This is a genomic window from Methylotuvimicrobium buryatense, assembly GCF_005931095.1.
Taxonomy (GTDB): Bacteria; Pseudomonadota; Gammaproteobacteria; order Methylococcales; family Methylomonadaceae; genus Methylotuvimicrobium; species Methylotuvimicrobium buryatense.
This window is the reverse complement of the sequence record NZ_CP035467.1, coordinates 3,110,148-3,133,745: the sequence shown is the minus strand read 5'-3', so window position 1 is coordinate 3,133,745 and position 23,598 is coordinate 3,110,148. Positions and strand designations below refer to the sequence as shown.

The window sequence follows — 23,598 nt, the reverse complement described above, 5'->3', positions numbered from 1 at the left end:
ATGCCAATCGGTTCACTGCCGCACAGGCAGCTTAGAAATATTCATATCAACGCCGCAAATACGCGGCATCGTTCACTGCCGCACAGGCAGCTTAGAAAAGAAATCAACCGAGAATGCCAAGAATGCGCCCGTTCACTGCCGCACAGGCAGCTTAGAAAGTTCTAAAGTCCTCATCCATCGCGAGTATTGGGTTCACTGCCGCACAGGCAGCTTAGAAAGCAAACTATTTCAGTTGATCTACTCAACAATCGTTCACTGCCGCACAGGCAGCTTAGAAAGTCAGGCAGGAATGGCGGAACAATAGTCGGTAGTTCACTGCCGCACAGGCAGCTTAGAAAGTTATGATGTCCTCCGGAATGTTGAATGCTGGGTTCACTGCCGCACAGGCAGCTTAGAAAAAGAGGCTCCGCCCGAAACGGCGGTGTTTTCGGTTCACTGCCGCACAGGCAGCTTAGAAACTATAACGCAATGCCCACTTGCTGCGCCCACAGTTCACTGCCGCACAGGCAGCTTAGAAATGAGTCGTGCGTCGATGCGTTTGTCGGGCATCGTTCACTGCCGCACAGGCAGCTTAGAAATTTGACATGCGGCAGCAGTTCGATAAATCCAAGTTCACTGCCGCACAGGCAGCTTAGAAAGTTTCCTCCCAGCAACTACCCCGGCCAATAGCGTTCACTGCCGCACAGGCAGCTTAGAAACGTCTAGCATCGACACGCGGCCGGTCGGCGACGTTCACTGCCGCACAGGCAGCTTAGAAACTTTCTTCATGTCAGCCCTTGAGAGGGCATTGGTTCACTGCCGCACAGGCAGCTTAGAAAGTCGACCGTCGCGCAGCTGCGTCCAATGCGTTGTTCACTGCCGCACAGGCAGCTTAGAAATTGAACTTCAAACGGGGTGGCTTCTATTTGGAGTTCACTGCCGCACAGGCAGCTTAGAAAGACACAGCGCAATGCATACGCCTCCTGGTCGCGTTCACTGCCGCACAGGCAGCTTAGAAACATTGTTTTATCAATTACCGGATGTTTCAGTTTGTTCACTGCCGCACAGGCAGCTTAGAAAATGGGGTAGAAGTTCTGCACGAGTTCGTAAACGTTCACTGCCGCACAGGCAGCTTAGAAATTGGCCCTGGCATAGACGGCGTGGCGGTAATGGTTCACTGCCGCACAGGCAGCTTAGAAATTTTAAAATGACTTTATTGAGTCTAATTTTTGGTTCACTGCCGCACAGGCAGCTTAGAAAGATGATTTCTTGCAAGTTAGAAAAGCCAAGCGGTTCACTGCCGCACAGGCAGCTTAGAAAGTCAGACACATAGAAACCGCCATCTACCGCCGGTTCACTGCCGCACAGGCAGCTTAGAAATAGCCTCTTTATTTGCGGTATCAAGAAAACGGGTTCACTGCCGCACAGGCAGCTTAGAAACACGCGGAACCGTTTGAAGCGGGTAATCTTCGGGTTCACTGCCGCACAGGCAGCTTAGAAAACTGGTATTACAAAATTTACATGCCTAACCGTGTTCACTGCCGCACAGGCAGCTTAGAAATCTATGTGACGACAACGACCCTGACGTTCCGAGTTCACTGCCGCACAGGCAGCTTAGAAATCTTCTGACCTGGACTTGACCCAGGCTTTAGAGTTCACTGCCGCACAGGCAGCTTAGAAAACATCGACGGCGACATCACCGTGCACTACTCCGTTCACTGCCGCACAGGCAGCTTAGAAAGGTATTAAATGCGCCGGCGGTGATGCCGACCGGTTCACTGCCGCACAGGCAGCTTAGAAAGGAGGCTTTAGCGGTCTCGATATCGACCTGTTGTTCACTGCCGCACAGGCAGCTTAGAAAATTGATTCTATAGCCGAATATTTCATAATTCGGTTCACTGCCGCACAGGCAGCTTAGAAATGTGACTCAAAGAGCCGCAAAGTCCTAACTGGTTTACTCATAAGCGCCAACTTAGTGCCTATTCTGTGGTGTGTTTATGGCTTTATTCGTCATGTCGGTATGGGTGTCGATATCCAGGTTACATGGATGCTAAGCTACGCATTGCCATCCGTGGCACTGGATTCCGCCAATCCCTGGCGGAATGACACGTTCCTTCCTTAAGTTGGCGCTTATGACCAGTTTGCTTCCTTGCGCAGCCAAGTAAACGCTCTTTGGAGAATTGTCGAAAGAAGTCGATTCCACATAAAAAAATGGAAGAAAATAGTATGAATCTAGTTGAAATAAAATGATTTTTTTTAATCCTTTGGTAGAATACGCGCCGATCGTCTTTGCGCCGTTATCGTTTTAAGTTAGATAGGCCGTTTGCGTTTTAATACAGATTTATTTAAAGCGTTCGGTGTAATGATTGAGTGATTTCGCCGGGTGCTTAATTCGGCAATTTTGTAGATATCCTTTTGCTGTTGAGATAGTTATTTTAATGAATACGCGCGTATTATTCGCTTTGTTGGTTGTGGGTTTCTTGGGTAGTGCTCATGCTGTAACTTATCCTTGGCCGGAAGATCCTAACGATAATGTGGTTACCGAACATGCCGACGGTTTTCCTTTTACTCGTGCTAACCAGGATGAGACTTTGTTAGATATAGCACGACGATTTTCGTTGGGTCAGGTGGAAATTGTGCGTCTGAATCAAGATGTGGATCGTTGGTCGGTCAAACAAGATGAGGTTGTGCGTTTGCCTAATCGCCGCGTGCTACCCGATACGCCGCATGAAGGCATTGTGCTCAATATCGCCGAATATCGCATGTATTATTATCCGCCGGCTCAAGCAGGTATGCCCCGTACGGTAATGTCGTTTGCTCATGGCGTCGGGCGACAGGATTGGCAGACGCCGTTGGGTTTAACCAAGGTCGTCAAAAAAGTTAAAGACCCGTCTTGGTATCCTCCTGAGTCGATTCGTCGGGAACATGCGGCGATGGGCGATCCGTTGCCGACCGTGGTGCCTCCGGGACCGCATAATCCTTTGGGAGCTTATGCCTTGCATTTGGCTTTGAAGGGGGAGTATCGGATTCACGGTACCGATATCGATAAGATTTACGGTATCGGTATGCAAATTACTCACGGCTGTGTTCGCATGTATCCCGAAGATATCGAACAATTATATCATTCGGTTTCAGTCGGCACGCCCGTGCGAATCGTACAACAACAGATAAAAATGGGTTGGCTCGATAATCAACTCTATATCGAGGCGCATCCAGATTTAGAAGGTGTTGAAACAACTCTCGAACAGCGCCTCGATACAGCAATGCAGCTCATTGCCAAAGCGAATAACGGGGTGATTCCAGAGGTGAATGAAGCAGTTTTGAAAAAAGCGCTTACTGTTCTCGATGGCGACCCTGTACCGATTTTTGAACGTTTGCCGGATATGCCCGATTTTGAGGAAGAAGTCGGTTTGAGAGAAGCGGCGGTTGAATCAACTTATCACGTAACTACTCGGCCATAAAATAACCTGATTAGCAAGATGATGCTTCAGCTTGCCGAAGCCAAGTGTCCGAGCGAGGTCCAGTCGTAGCCTCAGCCACGGTAAGACGCATAGTAATGGTATCGAGTCGGAAGCGTCGGTTAAAGCGGTATGCGAACGCACCATCGTTGCGGGTGCCGTATTTTGCGAAGTCGAAAGCATGGTAGGCGCCGCCTAGACTGGTTTTGAGATTGCCCAGCACAGTATTGATCCAACAGAATTCCGGCAGGTATTTGGATTTCCGACCACCGGCGATGACCACCTGGTGTTAGCAATCGGCATCGGTCACCCCGGCAAAACAAGCCAAGCCGTCGGATAGCACGATACAACCGGGACTGAGCGAAAGCGCCGCGACAAATGGCGCCTTATTTTCCGAACCGCGCCCGGTCTTGCCGCCAATCAGTTCGCCACCGAGATAAGCGTCGACCACCTGGACGTCGCCGTACAAGGTGTAGCGGGCCTCCCGTTCGATCATCGCTTGCATCAGTTTCTGTTGGATCAGCCAAGCGGTAGGGTAACTGACGCCCAACTGCCGATTCAAAGCCAGGGCGGACAAACCGGTCTTAGCCTGACTGATTAAGTAGATTGCTAGAAACCAGACCGTCAGTTTAAGGTGGATGCTCTGGAATAAAGTGCCCGCAATCAGCAACGTTTGTAACCGGCAGGACCGGCATTGGAAGGTTTTGCGTCCGCCTGATTTAAACACATAGTATTCGGCATGACCGCAGTCGGGGCAGCGAAAGCCTTGGGGCTAACGCGACTTTTCCAGACTAGGTTCACATTGCGCTTCGGTGCCGAATTGCGCTAAAAAAGTCAAGCAGTGACAGGCCTGCTTGAAACTGGATTTTATTCATGGTCCTGTACTGACTCCTGGGTAATTAAGCGGTCAGTATGCGCCATCTAACCAAGAATACCCTGGTTTTTGGGCTTTAGCTGAAGAAGCTTGCTAATCAGGTTAACTTAATGTGCATCATGATTGAACTGCCGAATTTAGGATTCAAGCACATAGCCCGGATTGCGCTACGCTGTCTAGCCCCACCGGAAGCGGTTGGTAGCGATTTAGCAAAGGGGATCTGTGCTTAGCTTGATGTGTATGCCTCCAGTCCGCCTCAGGCAATGCCGAAATTTCAAGTGTGAAGGGTATACAATAATAGGTTAATGTTATAATTCGCTGCTAGTCCGTGCCTTCTTGAGCGAAATGGTCGATATCCGGATTTCGCTTTAAGCCGGGCATCCTTCCAATTTGTAAATTGCGTAACCTTGCTTGTCGATTTGTTTTCTTAATTCCGGCGGCGCCTCAGTGCTATGGCAAAACATGCAATTCGTTTGGTTAACGATGGCATCGGGTTCGCCGATTTCGGCAAGCCATTCTTTGGCGAATGCCATGGCTTTATCCTGGTCTTTTTCATCAAGTACTACGTCAAAGTGCATTATCTTTCCTTTGGCGGTTTTAGCATAGGTATCGTATACGTGGGATATGGGCATAATGATTAAGTCCTCTAAAAAAGCCGGCGGAAAATCCGCCGGTATTAAAGTTCTCATACGAGGGATAGCAATGTCCTTCCTGGATCTGAAAAAAAGCATGACAGAAAGTCATTATTTGTTTCGAATCGAAACAAGTGTTAATGTATGATAATATCTCTGCAGTTGTCAACAGAGTTAATACTTAATTAGCCGATTGCCATGGAAACAGCCGATATTTACAAAGTCATTGAGCGCATGGCGGCCTTGATCCGGTCCGAAGAACGCAAAAGATGCACTGAACTAGGCATTCAGATCGTTCATTTGCAGGTTTTGGATTATTTGTCGCGATGCAATAAGTACAGCGATACGCCGGCGGCATTGACCCATTATCTGGGCATGACCAAAGGAACCGTTTCACAGACTTTATTGTTATTGGAAAGAAAAGGATTTATTCGGAAAGTTCCCGATCTTGCCGATAAACGCATGGTCCATCTGCAATTGGTTGCGGAGGGGTGGGATTTGCTGCGTCAAGCTTATCCGACCGACTTGTTCAATAAGGCGGCGGAATTTCTTGAAAAAAATTGTCCGGAGATCGGTGATACGCACTTCGTCGAAGCACTAACCGCGTTGCAAAAAGCACATAAGTCGCATTCTTTCGGGCTTTGCGGAACATGCAAATATTTTACGACCAAACCCGAAGGCTTCTTTTGCGGCCTAACCGGCGAACCGCTCACAAAATCCGATAGCGAAAAAATCTGTCAGGAACATACCGTCCCTTGAGGATTTGGCAAAAAATCGTTTTCCGATAAATTTTTCTGTGTCGACATTCGGGCGCTAAATGTGTGCTCGAGGTTGCCATCTGTAGCTCTGGATTCCGCCACAAATCCGTATGGAACGGATTCGCATTTACCCGAAGGGCTCCGGGCAGGATAGCCCGGAGTGACAAATCCGTATGGAACGGATTTGCATTTACCCGAAGGGCTCCGGGCAGGATAGCCCGGAGTGAATCCATGGCGGAATGACGCTTAAATTGGCACCTCTGTATTCATTCCCGCCTATCCCACACACTTTTTTACCCTCAAATTGGGAACCGCCGCCCTCATATTTCGCCTTTTGCTGACATTAGGTATGCGCAGCATACAATTCAATTCCTGATTACGAAGAACATTCAGCCGAATCGACAAAGGCCAAACGACCCGTCATACCGGCAGGGATTGCCGGTATCCAGTGTACAGGGACCGTACTCATGCGCCTTTGATACTTTGCCTAGTCGCATCCATGCAATCTGGCTCCCGGCAATCCCTTGCGGGACGGGTTATTTAACCCGTCCCCAACGTTTCGGTTTGCCCTTAACATTTCTGCTAACTTCGGCCAAAGTCAAAACGTTTAGGACGGGGTTGCAAACCCCGTCCTGCTAGGGACATGCTGGTTTTTGGGCTTTAGCTGAAGAAACTTGCTAATCAGGTAAATTTATAAGTGCTTCCGGTAGTGAGGGGTGTTTTCTTCTGCGGGACGGGTTATTTAACCCGTCCCCAACGTTTCGGTTTGTCCTAAACATTTCGGCTAACTTCGGCCAAAGTCAAAACGTTTAGGACGGGGTTGCAAACCCCGTCCTGCTAGGGACATGCTGATTTTTGGGCTTTAGCTGAAGAAACTTGCTAATCAGGTAAATTTATAAGTGCTTCCGGTAGTGAAGGGTGTTTTCAACTATTAGCGCATACAGAGTCTTCTCAAAGGTAATGCCGACAATTTCGCCTTCTTATCTAACGCAAAGATTTTCGGCAATCAATGCCGAAGAGTAAGTGTCGATAACAGCTGTTTCATTCCCATATCGGCTTCGACATTCGCGAGGCATCAGAAAAGTTAATTGGTATCGAATCGATAATTGATTGACTTTTTTCTCTATCGTTCTTATAGTTTCGAATCACTACTAACTAGAGCGAGTTGATAGCGACTTGCCGTTTTGGTAGCGATTGTATGTTGACGATGATAATAAAATCCAGCGGCTTGCATGAGCTGATCAGGGCCTGGCTAGGTCACTAATGCGGATAAAAGGATGTTTGTTAGATACTGGCGTAACGCATTGCGGAACTCATGATGGTCGTTTTTTAACGCTCATTGAAGACGATGGGATCTAAGCAATGGATAGGCTCCGGCGAGATGCATCGATCGACGACTTAACATAATTATAAGAGAGGTAAAAAACCATGACGATTGAAGAACCTAAAAAAGATAGATTTTGGCTTTATGTCGGCTGCGTGACGGCGGCTTTAGTCATTACTCTGGTATTGGTCAAAATGAACGAGGACGAAAAATTCGCGCCAATCAAAGAGCAACTCAAGGAAGAAGAAGCTTTGATGAATATTCGAGTCTTGAATTAAGCATTCAAGACGAACAAAAGGTTTATTTGCTCCATTATCCAAGAAAAAGCAGAGAATAAAGTTATGAAACTAAAGTTGATAAGCTTATTGATGACATTGTCCTTATACGCAGGCGGGTCGATGGCCACGGAATATATTTATCGAGATCTGATGGCCAATACATTGGCTTCGCCGAAATGCATGGACGAAAAAGAGGCAATCGCGAGCGCTTCGAAAGATTATAATATCAAGCGATTCAGTAAAAAATTCTGTCAAACTCAAGGCTACGGTTGGCACGTCGATAAAGTTAAAGATATCGGAAAAGCAGTTTGCGAAGCTTGTCCCGATACGTCTAAAACCGGCGTAACCTGTCATATGGAAGACGTTGTAGTGCAATGCAAACGTATCAAGCCTGGAAGCGTAGGCATGTTGCCCGGTAAAGGTTGATTCGCGCAACATCGAGCGCAAGCACAGGGAAGTGCTGAACATTAGATATTTGTTCTATAATAAGCCTCCTGTCCCAGGCGTACCAATCGCCTTCAATCATTTTTAGAGGAAACAATGGACTGGCAAGGTTGGCTTACTATCTTTTTGACGCTTGGGGTCTTAACTACCCTGGTTTTTTCACGCCTAACCCCAGATATCGTATTGATGGCCGCGCTGACCGTATTGAGCGTTTGCGGGGTTCTCGATGCCAAACAAGCGTTGTCAGGATTCAGTAACGAAGGGTTGATCACCGTTGCCGCCATGTTTATTATTGCTGCAGGCATAAGAGCATCCGGCGGAGTCGAATTGATTGTCAATCTCATGTTGGGTAATCCTAAAAGCCTTCGTAACGCCTTATTTCGTTTGGTGTTGCCTATCATTCCGCTGAGTGCTTTTCTCAATAACACGCCGGTTGTTGCAACAATGATTCCAGCAGTGACTCGCTGGTCCAAACGTATCGGAGTCAGTCCGTCAAAGCTCATGATTCCATTGAGCTACGCTGCCATATTAGGCGGCACGCTAACGCTAATCGGGACCAGTACGAATTTGGTTATCAATGGTCAATACCAAGTCTTGACCGGCAAAAGCGGCTTCGGATTGTTCGATATCACTCTGATCGGACTGCCGGTAGCTTTAGTCGGCATTCTGTTTATCGTGTTCGTGTTGCCGCTATTATTGCCGCAGCGGCAAAGCGCTTCCGAGCAATTCGCGGATAGAAAAAAGTTTACTTTCGAAGTGGCCGTGGCGATCAATGGCCCCTTGGAAGGTGTAACCATTGCCGAAGCCGGCTTAAGAAACCTCCACAAAATCTATTTAGCCGAAGTCGAACGCAATGGCAGTATCGTGACGGCCGTATCTTCGGAAGAAAAATTGCAAGGCGGCGACCGGCTGGTATTCGTCGGGGAAACCAGTGCTATTTTCGATATTTTAAGAACCAATGGTTTGGTGCCTTCCGATAATCAACATCCGGTCATCGAAAAAGACGCGCCGGAGCGATGTTTGGTTGAAGCGGTGGTTTCGCCGCATTGCGATAGCATCGGCACGACGATACGGGATTCCCAATTTAGAGATAGATACGGCGCCGTCGTGCTTGCCGTTGCCCGTGACGGCGAGCCCATTCAAGGTAATCTTGGGTCGATCGAGTTGCAGGCCGGCGATGTATTGTTACTGGAAGCACGCCCGGCTTTTGTCACACGTCAACGCGTGCAGCGCGATTTTTTGATGATTAACGACTTGGCGGAAACAAGACCTAATCACAGTCGAGCGAATTTATCCTGGGCCTTATTGCTAGGCGTTATTATTCTGGCAACGAGCGGCTTAACCAGTATGTTGAATGCCGCTTTGATCGGTGCCGGAGCGATGGTCGCGACCGGTTGCTGCAGCATCAACGAGGCGCGAAGAAGCCTGGATTTGACCGTAATAGTCACAATCGCGGCGAGTTTTGCTCTGGGTAATGCGTTACAAATCAGCGGCGCCGCCGATTTTATTGCCCGTCATGTGTTGTCCATTGCCGATGGTAACGCCTGGCTATTGTTGGGTCTGACTTACATTATCGTTTCCATAATGACCGAGGTTATTACCAATAACGCAGCGGCATTGCTGATGCTTCCGATCGTTTTGGCGATTACCGGAAATCTGGGCTTGAATCCGGAGCCTTTCGTATTTGCCACAATGATGGCAGCGTCGGCCAGTTTTGCAACGCCGATCGGTTATCAGACCAATTTGATGGTTTACGGGCCCGGCGGTTATCATTTCAAGGACTTTTTGAAAGTCGGGGTGCCGATGAATATCATCATTGCAATTACCTCGATAGGGCTGATTCCGTTCATTTGGCCGTTGTCGAATTAGGAATATCAACAAAATAGCTTCCTCCATAGGTACCGGCTTACTCCCTTTATACTCAAAAATTAGCTAACTTTAAGAAGGTATGGGGTGTGGCTAACGAGGATGTCAGCAGCAGGGGCAGATTTTTGCTCCTCGGCAATTGCTGAGTTACATGGATGTAATGAATGCAGAAAATGCAGGAGCATTTTTCTGTCCTGCATTGCCTTACTACACGCCATCCTTGGCGTAATGCAAAATCTGCATTCACACCATCCTTGGCGCTTAGCTGCCGTCAAGCGCTCATGGATGGGTTCACGGCGGTTCTCGATAGACACATCCCATAGCTTTTATTCTTAGACGGTTTTTCAATCAAAAGGGAGTAGTACTTATACCCATCGTACTTCAAATTTCGGCATTGACGCATGGAGGTGCCGGGGTGTTCGGTCGATTTTTGCTCCTGCAAAATCGACATTCACGCCATCTATGGCGCTCGCAAAGGCTTTGACAGCAGGGATGCTGTCACAGAGCCTACATGGACGTATTCAAGGCGTCCTTTGACGGACACCCCGGCGCCGAAATTTGACCAGCAAAGGGTATATTCTATGGTGCATTTGCGGCATTATTCGTCCTCTCGGCATGGATTGCCGCTATTCAAGTTATATGGATGTGAAGCTACGCATTGCCATCATGGAACTGGATTCCGCCAATCCCTGGCGGAATGACGCGTTTTTCCTTAAGTTGGTGCCTATATCGAACCCTCCGACATTTAAAGAACTTATCTCATGCTCGGGTCTTAGGGTTCAATTCAACCGGCTTAGTATCAAGACATCTCTGTCGATAAATTCGGTTCGGCACCGGTAACGGTCTGCAAGCCAGAGAAAAGTCTTGTCGGAAAAGAAACAAACGTGCGTCGGGTCGATTTTATAATGCCATTGCGCGAATGCCTGTCGGTCGATTACGCGCTTGGTCATGATAGCCAGAATGCCTTTGGGTTTTATCATGGAAAATAGCCGGCTGAATTCAAGGCCCGGTTCGGTAAAGTGTTCCACTACTTCGGTGCAGCTAATGAAATCGTATTGGTCTTGCAAAACCTCCGGATAATCGGCGTAAATCGGATCGTATAATGCCGTCGGGAATCCTTGTTCGTTTAGCATTAAGCTAAGGGCCGGGCCGGGGCCGCAGCCGAAATCGAGCCCGCTTGCTCCCGGTAACAAACGAGCGGAAAGCGGAATTGCAAGCCTCGACAAAAATTTCCGATAGCCTGTGTCATGGACATCGTTTTGATGATAATCGTAAACCGCTTTTTGTTTTTGCAAATCGAGTTGCTGGGCGGGCGGAACAAAGACCAGCGCGCAGGTCGAGCAAAGAAAGTAATCGCGTTGTTTATCGCTATGAAAATGTTCAATCTTCGATTCTGCGCAGAGCGGACAATATAGAGGATCGGCTGGTTTCATTTGACGTTGTATTTGTTAGCGGTGAACAGTTAGCAGTAAGCAGTGAATAGTGAATGTTTTCCGGTTGCCCGCATTTAGCTCAAAATAATTTGGAAATTGTTGATGATCATAAGTAATAAAACGCCAGCCCCGTAGGTACGCTATGCGTCACTGCCATTAAGTTAAGGGAAACCCGTCATTCCGCCATGGACTGGCGGAATCCAGTGCCATGGAGGGCAAGCTTTTAAGGTACCTTAGAGCTTGAATGCAAAAATTACTTATTTTTTATCACGGCTTAACTTAATGGCAGTGACGCAATGCGTACCCTGCCAATACTAACACAGGCCCTTATGTTTCGATCCGGGTAGGGAGGTGCTTAAAGGCATGGGGTACGCGCAGAGTACAAATTATGCGTAGCGATAAGTCGTCCTCCGTGGATAACTATGCCAGGGTTGCCGAAACAAGATCGGTATGTATTTCCACACTGAGGCAGAGGGACCGAAAAAAGGGTATTTTTTACAATCTGCGTTAATTTACTTGACGTGGCAGTGAAATCCTATATAATACGCGCTCTTCAACGGAGCGGTAGTTCAGTTGGTTAGAATACCGGCCTGTCACGCCGGGGGTCGCGGGTTCGAGTCCCGTCCGCTCCGCCAACAATTCCTCAGACAGGGTTATCGCTGTCGATATAACTGCATTTTATTTCGAAATGCAGTTCTGTTTTTCTCATCAATTCCTTGATTCCAAATCTCTCGGTTGCATGGTGTCCGCCTGCGAACATATGAATGCCGTGTTCTTGGCTGTCATGCCAGTCATGCTCGCTGATTTCTCCGGTTATATAGGCATCGAGTCCTTCATTTGCCGCCAACTTCCATTCGCGATTCGCGCCGCCGGTAATGATGCCGATAGAATGAATCGATTGATTTTCATTGGGCGACGCCAGAATAACCGGATGGTTCAGCACGGATTCCAATATTTGCCGTAGTTGCGACGCCGGCAGCGGCTTGTCCAAAGTTCCCTTGATGCCGGTCGCACAGCCCTTATAATCGCCGAAGGGTTCTTGCAGCATGCAGCCGATTAGTCTGCCTAACACCGCTGCATTACCGACTTCAGGATGGCCGTCCAAAGGCAAATGATAGGCGAACAGGTTCATATCGTTTCTAACTAAAGGCAATACACGATTGGCAAAAGAACCCGTCAGCGTGCGTGCGCCATGAAAGTCCCAAAATAGGCCGTGATGAACAACTAAGGCGTTGGCCTGTTGCTCGATGGCTTGGGAAATCGAATCGCGTGTTGCCGACACGGCAAAGGCAATTTTATCGATAGTTTCGGTACCTTCGATCTGTAAACCATTCGGGCCGTAATCTTTATAAGCATCAGGATTTAGCAGAGTACGATAAAAATCGTTTAATTGTTGACGGCTGATCATCGTTTAGTCCTTATTCAATATTTCATAGCGGCGCCAGAGCGTTTTAAAAGTCTCGGTTAACGTAGGGTCGTCGGCGTTAACCCCAGTGTCGATCTCCTTCGTATCAAACCATCGTCCTTCTTCGATTTCCTCGGCGGCTAGCGAAAACGGCCCGTTATGTCCGCAACGGTAGACTTGAATAAACTCCATGCCGGTGGCGGGTGTCGCAGATAATTTAAATAACGGGCTTAGCCGATCCACTTGAACTCCGAGTTCTTCATTGATTTCCCTTACAGCGCATGCGTCGTAATCTTCGCCGATATCGACGTGCCCGGCAGCCGAGCTATCCCATAATCCGGGGTTGATATCCTTGGTTAGAGAGCGTTTTTGTAAAAATAATAAATTAGAATCGTTAAAGACTAAAATATGAACAGCTCTATGAAGCAGTCGGTCGCGATGGATTATATTCCGAGCTGCGCTGCCGATTACGCGATCGTTTTCGTCTACGATCGATAAGAGTTCTTGATGCATGGCGAAAATGGATTTTGGCAAAGGCCCGTATAAAGCCTTTTCGAAGACAATAAGTCAACAGAAAAACAGTAAGTATACAGTCCCCCTCTTTGAAAAAGAGGGGTTAAGGGGGATTATACCTATCGCACTTCAAATTTCGGCATTAGCGTATGGAGGCGTCGGGGTGTTCGCAAAGGCTTTGGCGGCATGGATGCTGTCATAGAGCTTACATGGACGTATTCACGGCGTCCTTTGACGGGCAAAAGGGTATATGTAAATAAATCCCCCTCAATCCCCTCTTTTTCAAAGGGGAAGGCCGACAATTACGCCTGAATTGCGGTAATTTGCCAACGGCCGCTGAAAACTTACGAAAAACACGTATGCTAGAAGGGAAATAGGGAGAAATGGGATGAATCAGAAGACGTACGAAGCAGATTGAAACAAGCGCAATGGCTTAGTTTTTATCGCGAAGGGTTGGAAAATATAGAACTGAACCTCCCGGCCAATGACGATGCAAAAAACCGGGTGGTCCAACTATCTCCGGTTAAGAGTCTATCAGGACTAATCTTATTTGAAATAGCAAAAAAAGTTTATAAACTATAAACCATAAGTTTATAGTGGCGGCAATATGGATAAATTGAATAATATAAAAGTGTTTTGCAGAATTGTCGAATTGGGTACATTTGCAGCCGTTGCTCGCGAAATGAAAGTATCGGCAATGATGGTGAGCAAGTACATGGCGCAGCTCGAGGAGTCGCTCGGTGTAGCTTTGTTGAATAGAACGACCCGCAAGATTAGTTTAACCGAAGCCGGTGAGAGTTATTACGCGAGAAGCAAGCCTTTACTAGACGAATTCGCCGAGCTGGATGAAGATATGGCTGAATTGGGGCAAAATGTTAAAGGTGTCTTAAAAATTACCGCACCGATCGATTTCGGCGGAATTTATATGGTACCGGCGATCGATGCCTATCAAAGCGAACACCCGAATGTTAAAGTCATGATGTCGTTGCAAAACACGCATATTAATTTGAGCGAGGGTATTTATGATTTGTCGATATTGGTTTCCAACTCACTCGATCTAGGTGTTGTGGCCAGAAAGATTGCGGAAACTCGATTATGTACTTTCGCTTCGCCAGGCTATATAGCCAAATACGGCGAGCCGAGACGCATTGAAGACTTGAGTCGTCATCATTGCTTGCATTATATCGACACGCCTCATGAGGATTATTGGGTTTTTAATGTCGATGGCGAGGAAAAAAAATTACGCACCACTTGGCACTTCGCATCGAATAACGGCAGGGCATTGTGCCAGGCCGCGTCATTGGGTATGGGTATTACCCAGGCGCCCGAAATTTCGGTTGCCAATTACTTGGAGCAGGGTAAGTTAATAGAAATATTAAAAGATTACCGGATACCCTCGCTGTCTATTTATGCCACTTATATGCAAAGAAGATTTATTCCGGCGAAGATCACTACATTTGTGAATTTTTTGACTCGATATTTTGATTGGCAAATGAATGCAGGAGCGGTTAGGGCAAAAAAACGGGAGGCTGATGCGTAAGAATATCCCTGCTCGGGAATACATACGTTTGCGGAAGTTATTATGTAATGGTGCGCTCAAGCATGCCATGCATGGCACTGGATTCCGCCAGTTCATGGCGGAATGACGGGGCTTCTGGTTCCCGCAATGGAGTTCCGTAGGGTACGCTGTGCGTACCATGGTAGCCCCACCAATGCTAAACCAAGTCCTTACGGTTTGTACCGGGTAAGGTTCGGTGCTTAACGGCATGGAGGTACGCGTAGCGCACCCTACAATTTATGTTAACGACGAGCACTCTGTGTGGGAATGATCGGGATTCTATAATTTTTAAATCAGAGTCATTTATGGCAAGACGATATGAACACAGCCAGGAAGAGATCAAAGCAATGGTTTTGCAAGCTGCGAATAAAATTATTGTCGAACAGGGCGGGGCGGCTTTAAATGTTCGTAATATCGCGAAGAACATCGGCTATACCGTCGGTAGTATCTATATGGTTTTTGAAAACATGGCCGATTTGGTTCTTCATGTCAATGCGGAAACCTTGGACGAGATTGCCGGTGCGCTGAATAAAGTCGAGACGGGGTCGACGTCTCGAGATTTGGAGGAAATAGCCAAAGCTTATTTGAAATTTGCCAGTTTAAACTTTAATCGATGGTCGATGTTATTCGGCAACCGATTTGTCGAGAGCGGGCACTTTCCGGATTGGTATCGGGCAAAAATGAATCGACTGGAAGAAATTATTACAACGCAAATAGCTCGGCTGCATCCGGAAAATAACCCGCAACAAAACCAGCGCATCGGAAATGCATTGTGGGGAGGCATCCACGGCGTTTGTTTGTTGTCGATTAACGGCATGCCGAATAAGGAATCTTTACAAGAAGCAGAGGAAACATTGCGGGTTCTGGTTCGGGCTTTTGTTGGTGAGGAACGGTGAGTAGTGAACGTTAAGCAGAAAGCGGAAAGCAGAAAGCAGAAAGCAGAAATTAGTACTTGACAAGCGTATAAAATGCCTCACAATTCCGCTAACCGCTAACCGCTAACCGCTAACCGCTAACCGCTAACCGCTAACCGCTAACCGCTAACCGCTAACCGCTAACCGCTAACCGCTAACCGCTAACCGCTAACCGCTAACCGCTAACCGCTAACCGCTAACCGCTAACCGCTAACCGCTAACCGCTAACCGCTAACCGCTAACCGCTAACCGCTAACCGCTAACCGCTAACCGCTAACCGCTAACCGCTAACCGCTAACCGCTAACCGCTAACCGCTAACCGCTAACCGCTAACCGCCCTTAGCCAACTCCGTTGCCGCAGGATAATCGATCTTACCGCTCGCCAAAACCGGCACCTTATCGACAATCATTATCTTTTTCGGTAAAACGATTTTAGAGATGCCTTCGGCGACCGCTTCCAAATCGTGGGCCGATGCCGATTTTTGCGTGGTCAGCAAAATAATCTGCTCGCCTTTTTTCTCGTCGGGCAGAGTGACTGCAGCATGAAGCGCATCCGGCCAAGCCTTGGTCGCTAACTGTTCGACTACAGTCAACGAAACCATTTCGCCGGCGATTTTGGCGAAGCGCTTACTGCGTCCTTTGATCGTAATAAAACCCTCATCGTCGACATCGACGATATCGCCGGTATCGTACCAGCCTTCGCCGTAAATCGATTTCGGCGGCACCAATTGACCGGGGTTTTTTGCCAGCAAATAACCTTGCATGATGTTAGGCCCTTTGACATGCAGTTGTCCGCCTTGCTCGATACCCGGAACCGGCTCTAGTTTGTATTCCATTTTCGGCATGAAACGTCCCACCGTGCCGGCCTTGAATTCCATCGGCGTATTGACCGAAGTTACCGGGGCTGTTTCTGTGGCGCCGTAACCTTCGAGAATACGAATGCCGAACTTTTCCGACCAAATTTGCCGCGTGCTTTCCTGCAGTTTTTCGGCACCTGCCACGACATAGCGCATGTTATAAAAATCGTAAGCATGGGCTTTTTTTGCATAGGCGGCTAAAAACGTATTGGTGCCGAACATGATTGTCGCATTGATTTCGTAAGCCATCTCAGGGACGATTGCATAATGCAGAGGCGACGGATAAAAGAACGTGGTCATGCCGTTCAATATCGGCAGCATCGTGCCGACGGTAAAGCCGAACGAATGGAACATCGGCAGAAAATTAAGTACGACATCCTGCGCGTTAAAATTGATCCTCGCCTCCAATTGCTTGTGATTGGCTAGAATGTTGGCATGCGACAACACGACGCCTTTTGGCGTGCCTTCCGAGCCTGACGTAAATAAAATTACCGCCGGATCGTTATGGCTGAACTCGGTGTGCTTATACCAGATATTAGCGGTTTTGCATTTAATCAAGCCGGCTAGCTTTTTTAGCGGAGTGATTTGCTGAGCCAAGTCTTCGAGATAAAACAGATCGACCTGTTGGCTTAATCGATCGGCATCATCTTGCAGTCTTGCCAGTTCGATAAAACGGCGGGAAGTCAGCACGGTTTTGATTTTGGCAGTGGAGCAGGCCGATAGCATGCCGGCCGAGCCGGTCGAAAAATTTAGCATCGCCGGTGTGCGGCCGTATAGCTGCAGACTTAAAATCGTGCATAACGTTTTAGTCGAATTCGGTAACATAACACCGACATTTTCCCCTGTTGAGGTGATTTTTTTAAAGACTCCACCCAGACACAACGTGGCCGTGATCAATCGGTCGTAGGATAAAGGCTTGCGTTCAAGGTCCTCGGAGACTGTGTGTTTGCCGCCGTGAATACTGCGCGCTTCGAGCAAGGCGGAAAAAATACTTTGTTGATAATGGCTCGTTGCGAACATCATTTCCGCCATGATGTCGGCGAGAACTCGTCCGCAAAACTGACGGCGATGGCGACCCCGCAAGTCGTCAGGTGCTTTTATCGTAGTGGGGGGCAGAATTTGTATCGTAATCTTCGGGAAAAGGCGCAGTCTTACGATGTTACGCAATTTCGAGAAATGCGTGTATTCGGCGCCTTTAATCCTAATCGGTAAAACGGCTGCCTGCGATTTGTCGGCGACCATGCCTGGGCCGTCGTATATCTTCATGACCGAGCCGGTCACTGTGATGCGGCCCTCGGGAAAAATCACCGTTTTAGTGGGATTCTTTAAATGATTGATTAGCTCTTTTAGCGACATCGGATGGGTCGGGTCCATCGGAAACACTCTCGACAACTTCAAGAACGGTTTTAGCCACCAGCGCTCGGATATTTGCGTATTGATCGCGAAGGTAATATCGTCCGGTAAAAAAACACCGAGCAATAATGGGTCGAGAAACGAGGTGTGATTGGAAATGATCATTACGCGGGGGCCGGCTTTATGATAGTTATCGAGGCCTTTAAGTTCGACCTTGAAGATAAAAGTCAGTAGCCGATGCAAAAATGGTTTCAACATGATGCGCTTCCTCAAGCATTGTTATTTTTTTAATAGACTATAAAAATAGCATATTGTCCTCTCGAAATATTCGGGAATATGTCGAGAGTTAATTATTTTCCTGAATACTTACTTTGTAGCGCAAGTATACAGTTTATCTATAACGGCTAGCACAGGTGTAGGGTTCGCATCGCGCACCTGGATCGTGCTCTTGTCGGTTCGGCACCGTGGAAAGGTGCGCGATGCGTACCCTACGGCTTGTAGAAGTTATTTTGTGCATATTCCTTAAGTAAAAAAACGCGTCATTCCGCCAGGGATTGGCGGAATCCAGTGCCACGGATGGCAATGCGTAGCTTCACATCCATGTAACCAGGATATCGGCAATCCATACCGATATGACGAATAAAGCTCTGTAGGGTACGCTGTGCGTACCATGGCAACCCTCACCACCATTAACACAAGCCCTTATGGTTTGATTTGTGCGGGGATTCGGCGCTTAATGGCAGGAGGTACGCGCAGCGTACCCTACAATATTATGTATAACGGCGAGTGCAGAGCCCGGGAACCATTGGAGGAGTTATTTTTTACCGTATCCTAAGTTCCGCGATCGATTCAAACATGAGAAAAATCAAACCGACGGCGCTATAATGGCCCGATGAAAAATCATTTGCCGGTCCCAGTCTTTCGTTAATGAAAATACTCAAAATAAAATTTAGAAATATCAATTCGTTGGAAGGCGATAATCAGGTCGATTTCAGGGAGGCGCCATTCAGCGATTCCGGTTTATTCGCGATCACAGGGCCGAACGGGTCGGGTAAATCCAGTATTCTCGATGCCATCACCTTAGGTCTCTACGGGGAGACTTTTCGTTTCGATCGGCCGGCTGTGCATGTCATGACCAAACGCACGGCGGAAAGCTTTTCCGAAGTCGATTTTGCGGTCGGCGACAACCTGTACCGCGCAACTTGGAAAGTACAACGCGAACGGCAAGATCCGAACGGCCGTTTGCAATCGCCGCAAATGCTATTGATAAAAATCGAAGACGACCGCGAACAATTGCTGGCCGAAACGCCCAATGCGGTATGTCAAAAAATCGCAGAAATCACCGGCATGAATTTCCGCAATTTCACCCGCTCTATCATGCTCGCGCAAGGCGACTTTGCAGCGTTTTTGAATGCGTTGGATAACGAGCGCCTGGATATACTCGAAAAAATCATCAGTAGCGACATCTACGCCGATTACAAAAACGCAGTAATCGCCAAAGCCGATGAAGAACAAGCGTTACTGGCTTCGCTCAAACAAGACATCGATGCATTGGATATGCTCGAGCCGGCCAAACAAGAGGCCTTCGAACACGACTTGGCGGATTTCAAAGATCAAATAAGCGAGTTTCGCGGACAGCGCGACGAACTCAAGCAGCAGCAAGTTTGGTTGCAAAATATCGAAACGCTGGAAAAACGGATTATCGCGTTAACCCAACAGCAAGAAAAAGCGCAGACCCAAGCCGAACAAACCCAGCAACAATTAACCCGAATTGCCGAAAATCCGGAAGCCCTGTTTTTTAAAGAGGCCGCGGACGAACTCGAGGCGCTTGAAAAAGAAATCGAACAAGGCAAGCAAACCTTAAATGCTTACCGGAGCGAACTCAAGCGACTGCAGGACAAACTGGCGCTATCGGGCGTAGCTCCCGAATCGCTTGGTGCCGCGCCGACTAAATCGATTGAAGACCAGCAGCGGGCCATAGAAACGCAAAAAGCCAGGATTTCGCAGCACACGCAAGAAAAGCATCTGGAAACCGATGTCACGCGAGGACTGGAAATCCAACGCGAACAAAAGCAGAGTGTTCTGGCTACGGTCGATGAATGGCTGGAACTGAACGCGCGCGATGAAAATTTGCTCGAAAACTTTCCCGAAACGGCAAAATTAAAAAAATTACGAGCCGAACTGGCGTCTTTGACCGAACAACATAAGCGTTCCGCCAAATCGGTACAAGCGACCGGCGCCTCGCTTAGCGGTCATCAGGCTAGAATTCAGAAATCCCAAAAAACCATCGGACGTCTTAAGCTTAAGCTGCAAATCAATGAGCAAAAACTCGAAGGCGTGGCGCTGGGTAGGGATGCGGCTGAAATCGACGAGCTTTTAAAAGATCAAAAAGAGCGTTTGGCCGACTTTCAGTCTCTCTACAACCTAAGCCGCGAACATGCGCGCCTAACCGGCGGACGTTTTAGTTTCTTCGGCTTCGGCAAGGCGAAGGAAGAAAAAACGCTGGACGACTTACAAGCTGAATTGGCGCAGTACAAAGACGATATCATGCGCGAAGACAATATCAGACTGACGCTCGAAAAAGCGGTAGCGAACGAGACGATACTTGCCAGATTGGCGGACGAGCGAGTCCATCTTGAAGACGGCAAGCCTTGTCCGTTATGCGGCGCGCTGAATCACCCGTATGTCATTCGGCCGCCGAAGATCGGCGACTCCAAACGCGCATTGGCCGACCAGCGCGCAAAAATCCAAGCCTTGGTCGCGGCGTCCGAGCGTATCGAACAAGAAGCCAAATTGACCGAGAAACGGCTTGAAGGCAGCAAGGCCAAACGTCAACGCATCGAGTTACTCCGCTCGCAATGGTTGACCTTGTGTAATCGGCTGAATGCGGTCAACGACGATATGGAAATCAACAATTCGCGGGCGATCAAGCGCTTTTTGAAGACTGAAACGATCGAATTGAAAAACATCACCAAGCTGGCGCAAGAATACCGCGTGCAAGCCAAGCGTATCGATAAAATCAAAGAATTGATGGTCCGGCACGAAGCGATGATCGGCCGCTTACAGGAAAATACTAAGCAACTCGATCAAGAGTGGCAAAGCCGTCCTCAAGAACTGAAAGAACTGGAACAAACCCTCGAAAAATGCCGCAAGGACGAGCAGGAATTAACTGCGAAGGTGTTGCATCAATTGGACTTGGTCGGCGAAAAAATGCCCGGCAAAGGAAAGGAAGATGCCTTTTACGATCGCTTGAATCAACGCCGTCAGGAATATCAAACCTATCAATTGCGCCGCAAGGGGCTGACCGATGAAATCGCCGCGATTACCGAAAAGATCGATGTCAGCAATCGAAAAATTGCGCAACTATCCGAAAAAATTGCCGCCGCCGGCACGCAACTGCAGCAAGAAGAAACCGCCGGCTTGCATCTGGCATTGATCGAAAAACAAAAACTAATTGCAGACAAGGAAAAACTGATCGGCCAACAGACCGCCGAAGCGGCGCGAATGCGCGAAGTTTTCCGGGAAAGGCTCGTCGGCACAAAATACGAGTCCTGGCGAGTTGATGAAGTCATCGAATTGCTGCATTTGATAGCGCGCGGAACGGAACTTGAGCAGCGCATGTCGGTATTGCAAAGCGAATTGGCTGATCTTGCAACCCGGCTTGAAAATACCCAGGCCGAAATAGCGGCCGAACAAGCGTTGGCATTGACCACCCAGACCGTCGAAGATATCGTCCTTCGCATACGAGGTATCGACGAAAAAATCGACATTAGCCGACAAGAAGCCGCCCGCTTGGAAGCGATGCTTGGCAAAAATCTGGCGATGCGGCAACAATTCGACGTATTGTCGACTAAACTGACTGCACAGCAAGAAATCGTCGACGAATGCTTGCTGGAAGTCAAACGCATCGACGAAGAAAACGGCGCCGTATTCCGTCGGCGCGTACAAATTAAAATGGCCGATAAATTATTGGCCCAGGCCAATCAAGTACTCGAAAAAATCAGCGGCCGCTATTATTTACGGCAAATGCCGAGCGAGCATGGCTTGGCGCTCGAAATCGAAGATACGTATCAAAACAACATTCGACGACTGCCGAAATCTTTGTCCGGCGGCGAAAGTTTTGTCGTGAGCTTAGCCTTGGCGCTGGGACTTTCCGAACTGGCCGGTAACGGGCGTTCGGTCGACTCGCTATTTCTCGACGAAGGCTTCGGTACCTTGGATGCCGAAACCCTGTATGTCGTGATCTCGACCCTGGAAAGTTTGCAGAAGCACGGTAAAAAGGTCGGCGTGATCTCGCATGTCGAAGCGGTGCAAAAGCGCATCAAAGCCCAATTGCAAATGGTCAAAAAACCGAATGGCATGAGTATTTTGAAAAGCGTACCCGATCAAGAAGTCGCCTTTTAAAACAAAAATGCGTGTTCTCAATCAATTACCGCTAACCCATCACATAAACATTTTATGACCAAAAAGATCCTGACCGTTTTCGGTACCCGGCCGGAAGCGATTAAAATGGCGCCCGTCGTATTGGCTCTACAACAAGCCGAAGGTCTTGAATCCCTCGTATGCGTAACCGCCCAGCATCGGCAGATGCTCGACCAAGTGCTCAACTTGTTTGACATTAAACCCGATTACGATTTGGACCTGATGGCGCCGAATCAAGACCTTTTCGACATCACCTCGAAAGTGCTGTTAGGCTTACGCGACGTATTACGCGAAGCGCAGCCGGACATCGTGCTGGTACACGGCGACACCACCACCTGTTTCGCCGCGGGACTTGCCGCGTTCTACCAAAACATCAAACTGGGCCACGTCGAAGCGGGGCTGAGAACCGGCAACCTTAGGGCGCCGTTTCCCGAAGAAGCGAATCGGACTTTGGTCGGACGCATAACCGATTATCACTTCGCGCCGACGCAATCCTCGAAAAACAACCTACTCGCTGAAGGCGTTACAGAGCAAAACATCGTCGTGACCGGCAATACCGTTATCGACGCATTATTGATCGTCCGGGACAAAGTCATCGGCGAACCGGATAGCGTATGGCAGGAAAAATTCGGCAAAACATTGTTTAAGACCATTTGCGATTCCAGCCGAAAACTCATTCTGATTACCGGACACCGACGCGAAAATTTCGGCCAAGGCTTCATCGACCTTTGCAATGCGATCAAAGAACTGGCACAAAAACATCCGGATTGGGACTTGATCTATCCCGTTCATCTAAATCCGAACGTGCAGAAACCCGTCTACGAAATTCTCGACCGACTCGATAATGTGTACCTGATCGCTCCGCTTGACTACGAACCGTTCGTCTGGATTATGAACCAAAGCGATTTGATTCTGACCGATTCCGGCGGCATTCAAGAAGAAGGCCCCTCGCTGGGTAAGCCAGTATTGGTGATGCGCGAAGTGACCGAAAGACCCGAAGCGGTCGATGCCGGCACCGTGTTATTGGTCGGCACCGATAAAGAAAAAATCGTCAGCGGCGTCGAAAAGGTACTACTGGACAGCGATGTCTACGCGCGTATGTCCAAAGCCCATAACCCCTACGGCGACGGCCATGCTTGCGAAAAAATCATTCAAACATTACTTAAAGCCTCTTAAACTTAGATGGCTCCCTAAGGTATTGAAAGTTAACTATTATTTCTGGTTCTCACGGTCCTCCGTTCATCGTTATACATAAGTCAAAAATTACCCTTTTGCAATTTTAGCCAATGAGACCTCGATACCATTTATTGTCACTTAATACACTCGGCTATCCCTCACCTAACGTTCATGAAAGCCCGGCAATCACCCCGGCAAATGAAAGTACGAGACGTGGGGAGGGCGCGGTCACTCGCCCGACAGGACGCCGTGAATACGTCCATGTAGGCTCGATGCCAGCTCCATGCTGGCAAAGCCTTTATGAGCGCCATGGATGGCGTGAATGTCGATTTTGCAGGAGCGAAAATCGACCGG

At 48.3% G+C, this 23,598-nt stretch carries 14 protein-coding genes, 1 tRNA gene, 1 pseudogene and 1 CRISPR repeat array (1 of these 17 cut by a window edge); of the genes and pseudogenes, 10 read left to right on the top strand and 6 right to left on the bottom strand.

The genetic code is table 11. The features are described 5' to 3' along the window. Positions 1-1,900: direct repeats of the CRISPR family, unit length 28 nt; unit sequence GTTCACTGCCGCACAGGCAGCTTAGAAA; it reaches 2,090 nt to the left of the window's first position. A 517-nt stretch (positions 1,901-2,417) separates the two neighbouring features. Further along, entirely contained in the window at positions 2,418-3,440 is a 1,023-nt protein-coding gene (locus EQU24_RS14015) for a L,D-transpeptidase family protein (RefSeq protein WP_017838900.1), read from the top strand. Between the two features lie 10 nt (positions 3,441-3,450). Here the strand turns inward: EQU24_RS14015 and EQU24_RS14010 are convergent. Further along, positions 3,451-4,312, bottom strand: a pseudogene (locus EQU24_RS14010) (IS1595 family transposase). A gap of 367 nt (positions 4,313-4,679) precedes the next feature. Next, on the bottom strand, positions 4,680-4,943 hold the full coding sequence (locus EQU24_RS14005) for a DUF2024 family protein (RefSeq protein WP_026129963.1): 264 nt from the start codon (positions 4,941-4,943) through the stop codon (positions 4,680-4,682). Between the two features lie 198 nt (positions 4,944-5,141). Here EQU24_RS14005 and EQU24_RS14000 point away from each other — a divergent pair, with 198 nt between their 5' ends. From EQU24_RS14000 to EQU24_RS13990, 4 genes are all read left to right on the top strand, one after another. Further along, positions 5,142-5,702 carry a MarR family winged helix-turn-helix transcriptional regulator gene (locus tag EQU24_RS14000; protein WP_017838903.1) on the top strand — a complete coding sequence of 187 codons (561 nt, stop codon included), beginning with the start codon at positions 5,142-5,144 and terminating at the stop codon, positions 5,700-5,702. 1,427 nt (positions 5,703-7,129) lie between these two features. Then, positions 7,130-7,303, top strand: a complete 174-nt coding sequence (locus tag EQU24_RS22445) for a hypothetical protein (protein ID WP_017838904.1) — start codon at positions 7,130-7,132, stop codon at positions 7,301-7,303. Between the two features lie 63 nt (positions 7,304-7,366). Continuing rightward, the gene (locus EQU24_RS13995; RefSeq protein WP_017838905.1) at positions 7,367-7,729 is read left to right on the top strand and encodes a hypothetical protein; all 363 of its coding nucleotides are present in this window, start codon (positions 7,367-7,369) and stop codon (positions 7,727-7,729) included. Positions 7,730-7,843: 114 nt separating this feature from the next. Next, positions 7,844-9,616, top strand: a complete 1,773-nt coding sequence (locus tag EQU24_RS13990) for an SLC13 family permease (RefSeq protein ID WP_017838906.1) — start codon at positions 7,844-7,846, stop codon at positions 9,614-9,616. 776 nt (positions 9,617-10,392) lie between these two features. Here EQU24_RS13990 and EQU24_RS13980 read toward each other — a convergent pair. Further along, positions 10,393-11,046, bottom strand: a complete 654-nt coding sequence (locus tag EQU24_RS13980; protein ID WP_017838907.1) for a class I SAM-dependent methyltransferase — start codon at positions 11,044-11,046, stop codon at positions 10,393-10,395. Positions 11,047-11,604: 558 nt separating this feature from the next. On the opposite strand from EQU24_RS13980, the gene EQU24_RS13975 reads away from it, so the two are divergent. Further along, positions 11,605-11,681, top strand: a tRNA-Asp gene (locus EQU24_RS13975). 8 nt (positions 11,682-11,689) lie between these two features. On the opposite strand, the gene EQU24_RS13970 is transcribed toward EQU24_RS13975, so the two are convergent. Both EQU24_RS13970 and EQU24_RS13965 read right to left on the bottom strand, forming a co-directional pair. Then, positions 11,690-12,454: a Nif3-like dinuclear metal center hexameric protein gene (locus tag EQU24_RS13970; protein WP_017838908.1), complete on the bottom strand. Its 765-nt coding sequence runs from the start codon at positions 12,452-12,454 to the stop codon at positions 11,690-11,692. A gap of 3 nt (positions 12,455-12,457) precedes the next feature. Next, entirely contained in the window at positions 12,458-12,964 is a 507-nt protein-coding gene (locus EQU24_RS13965) for an NUDIX hydrolase (RefSeq protein WP_017838909.1), read from the bottom strand. 607 nt (positions 12,965-13,571) lie between these two features. Here EQU24_RS13965 and EQU24_RS13960 point away from each other — a divergent pair. Then, on the top strand, positions 13,572-14,504 hold the full coding sequence (locus EQU24_RS13960) for a LysR family transcriptional regulator (protein ID WP_017838911.1): 933 nt from the start codon (positions 13,572-13,574) through the stop codon (positions 14,502-14,504). Positions 14,505-14,827: 323 nt separating this feature from the next. Beyond that, on the top strand, positions 14,828-15,418 hold the full coding sequence (locus tag EQU24_RS13955) for a TetR/AcrR family transcriptional regulator (RefSeq protein WP_017838912.1): 591 nt from the start codon (positions 14,828-14,830) through the stop codon (positions 15,416-15,418). Positions 15,419-15,765: 347 nt separating this feature from the next. Here EQU24_RS13955 and EQU24_RS13950 read toward each other — a convergent pair whose 3' ends face one another. Beyond that, positions 15,766-17,904, bottom strand: coding sequence for an AMP-binding protein (locus EQU24_RS13950; protein ID WP_017838913.1), 2,139 nt, complete (start codon positions 17,902-17,904; stop codon positions 15,766-15,768). A 669-nt stretch (positions 17,905-18,573) separates the two neighbouring features. Here EQU24_RS13950 and EQU24_RS13945 point away from each other — a divergent pair. Both EQU24_RS13945 and wecB read left to right on the top strand, forming a co-directional pair. After that, the gene (locus tag EQU24_RS13945) at positions 18,574-22,050 is read left to right on the top strand and encodes an SbcC/MukB-like Walker B domain-containing protein (RefSeq protein WP_017838914.1); all 3,477 of its coding nucleotides are present in this window, start codon (positions 18,574-18,576) and stop codon (positions 22,048-22,050) included. A gap of 54 nt (positions 22,051-22,104) precedes the next feature. Beyond that, positions 22,105-23,244, top strand: a complete 1,140-nt coding sequence (gene wecB / locus EQU24_RS13940) for a non-hydrolyzing UDP-N-acetylglucosamine 2-epimerase (protein WP_017838915.1) — start codon at positions 22,105-22,107, stop codon at positions 23,242-23,244. The last annotated feature ends 354 nt before the right edge of the window (positions 23,245-23,598 follow it).

What these genes read in the sequence shown, in the direction of transcription:
- EQU24_RS22445 (WP_017838904.1), top strand. Translation starts at nt 7,130, where the DNA reads ATGACGATTGAAGAACCTAAAAAAGATAGATTTTGGCTTTATGTCGGC.
- EQU24_RS14005 (WP_026129963.1), bottom strand. Translation starts at nt 4,943, where the DNA reads ATGCCCATATCCCACGTATACGATACCTATGCTAAAACCGCCAAAGGA.
- EQU24_RS13960 (WP_017838911.1), top strand. Translation starts at nt 13,572, where the DNA reads ATGGATAAATTGAATAATATAAAAGTGTTTTGCAGAATTGTCGAATTG.
- EQU24_RS13950 (WP_017838913.1), bottom strand. Translation starts at nt 17,904, where the DNA reads ATGTTGAAACCATTTTTGCATCGGCTACTGACTTTTATCTTCAAGGTC.
- EQU24_RS14015 (WP_017838900.1), top strand. Translation starts at nt 2,418, where the DNA reads ATGAATACGCGCGTATTATTCGCTTTGTTGGTTGTGGGTTTCTTGGGT.
- EQU24_RS13955 (WP_017838912.1), top strand. Translation starts at nt 14,828, where the DNA reads ATGGCAAGACGATATGAACACAGCCAGGAAGAGATCAAAGCAATGGTT.
- EQU24_RS13980 (WP_017838907.1), bottom strand. Translation starts at nt 11,046, where the DNA reads ATGAAACCAGCCGATCCTCTATATTGTCCGCTCTGCGCAGAATCGAAG.
- EQU24_RS13965 (WP_017838909.1), bottom strand. Translation starts at nt 12,964, where the DNA reads ATGCATCAAGAACTCTTATCGATCGTAGACGAAAACGATCGCGTAATC.
- EQU24_RS13970 (WP_017838908.1), bottom strand. Translation starts at nt 12,454, where the DNA reads ATGATCAGCCGTCAACAATTAAACGATTTTTATCGTACTCTGCTAAAT.
- wecB (WP_017838915.1), top strand. Translation starts at nt 22,105, where the DNA reads ATGACCAAAAAGATCCTGACCGTTTTCGGTACCCGGCCGGAAGCGATT.
- EQU24_RS14000 (WP_017838903.1), top strand. Translation starts at nt 5,142, where the DNA reads ATGGAAACAGCCGATATTTACAAAGTCATTGAGCGCATGGCGGCCTTG.
- EQU24_RS13990 (WP_017838906.1), top strand. Translation starts at nt 7,844, where the DNA reads ATGGACTGGCAAGGTTGGCTTACTATCTTTTTGACGCTTGGGGTCTTA.
- EQU24_RS13995 (WP_017838905.1), top strand. Translation starts at nt 7,367, where the DNA reads ATGAAACTAAAGTTGATAAGCTTATTGATGACATTGTCCTTATACGCA.
- EQU24_RS13945 (WP_017838914.1), top strand. Translation starts at nt 18,574, where the DNA reads ATGAAAATACTCAAAATAAAATTTAGAAATATCAATTCGTTGGAAGGC.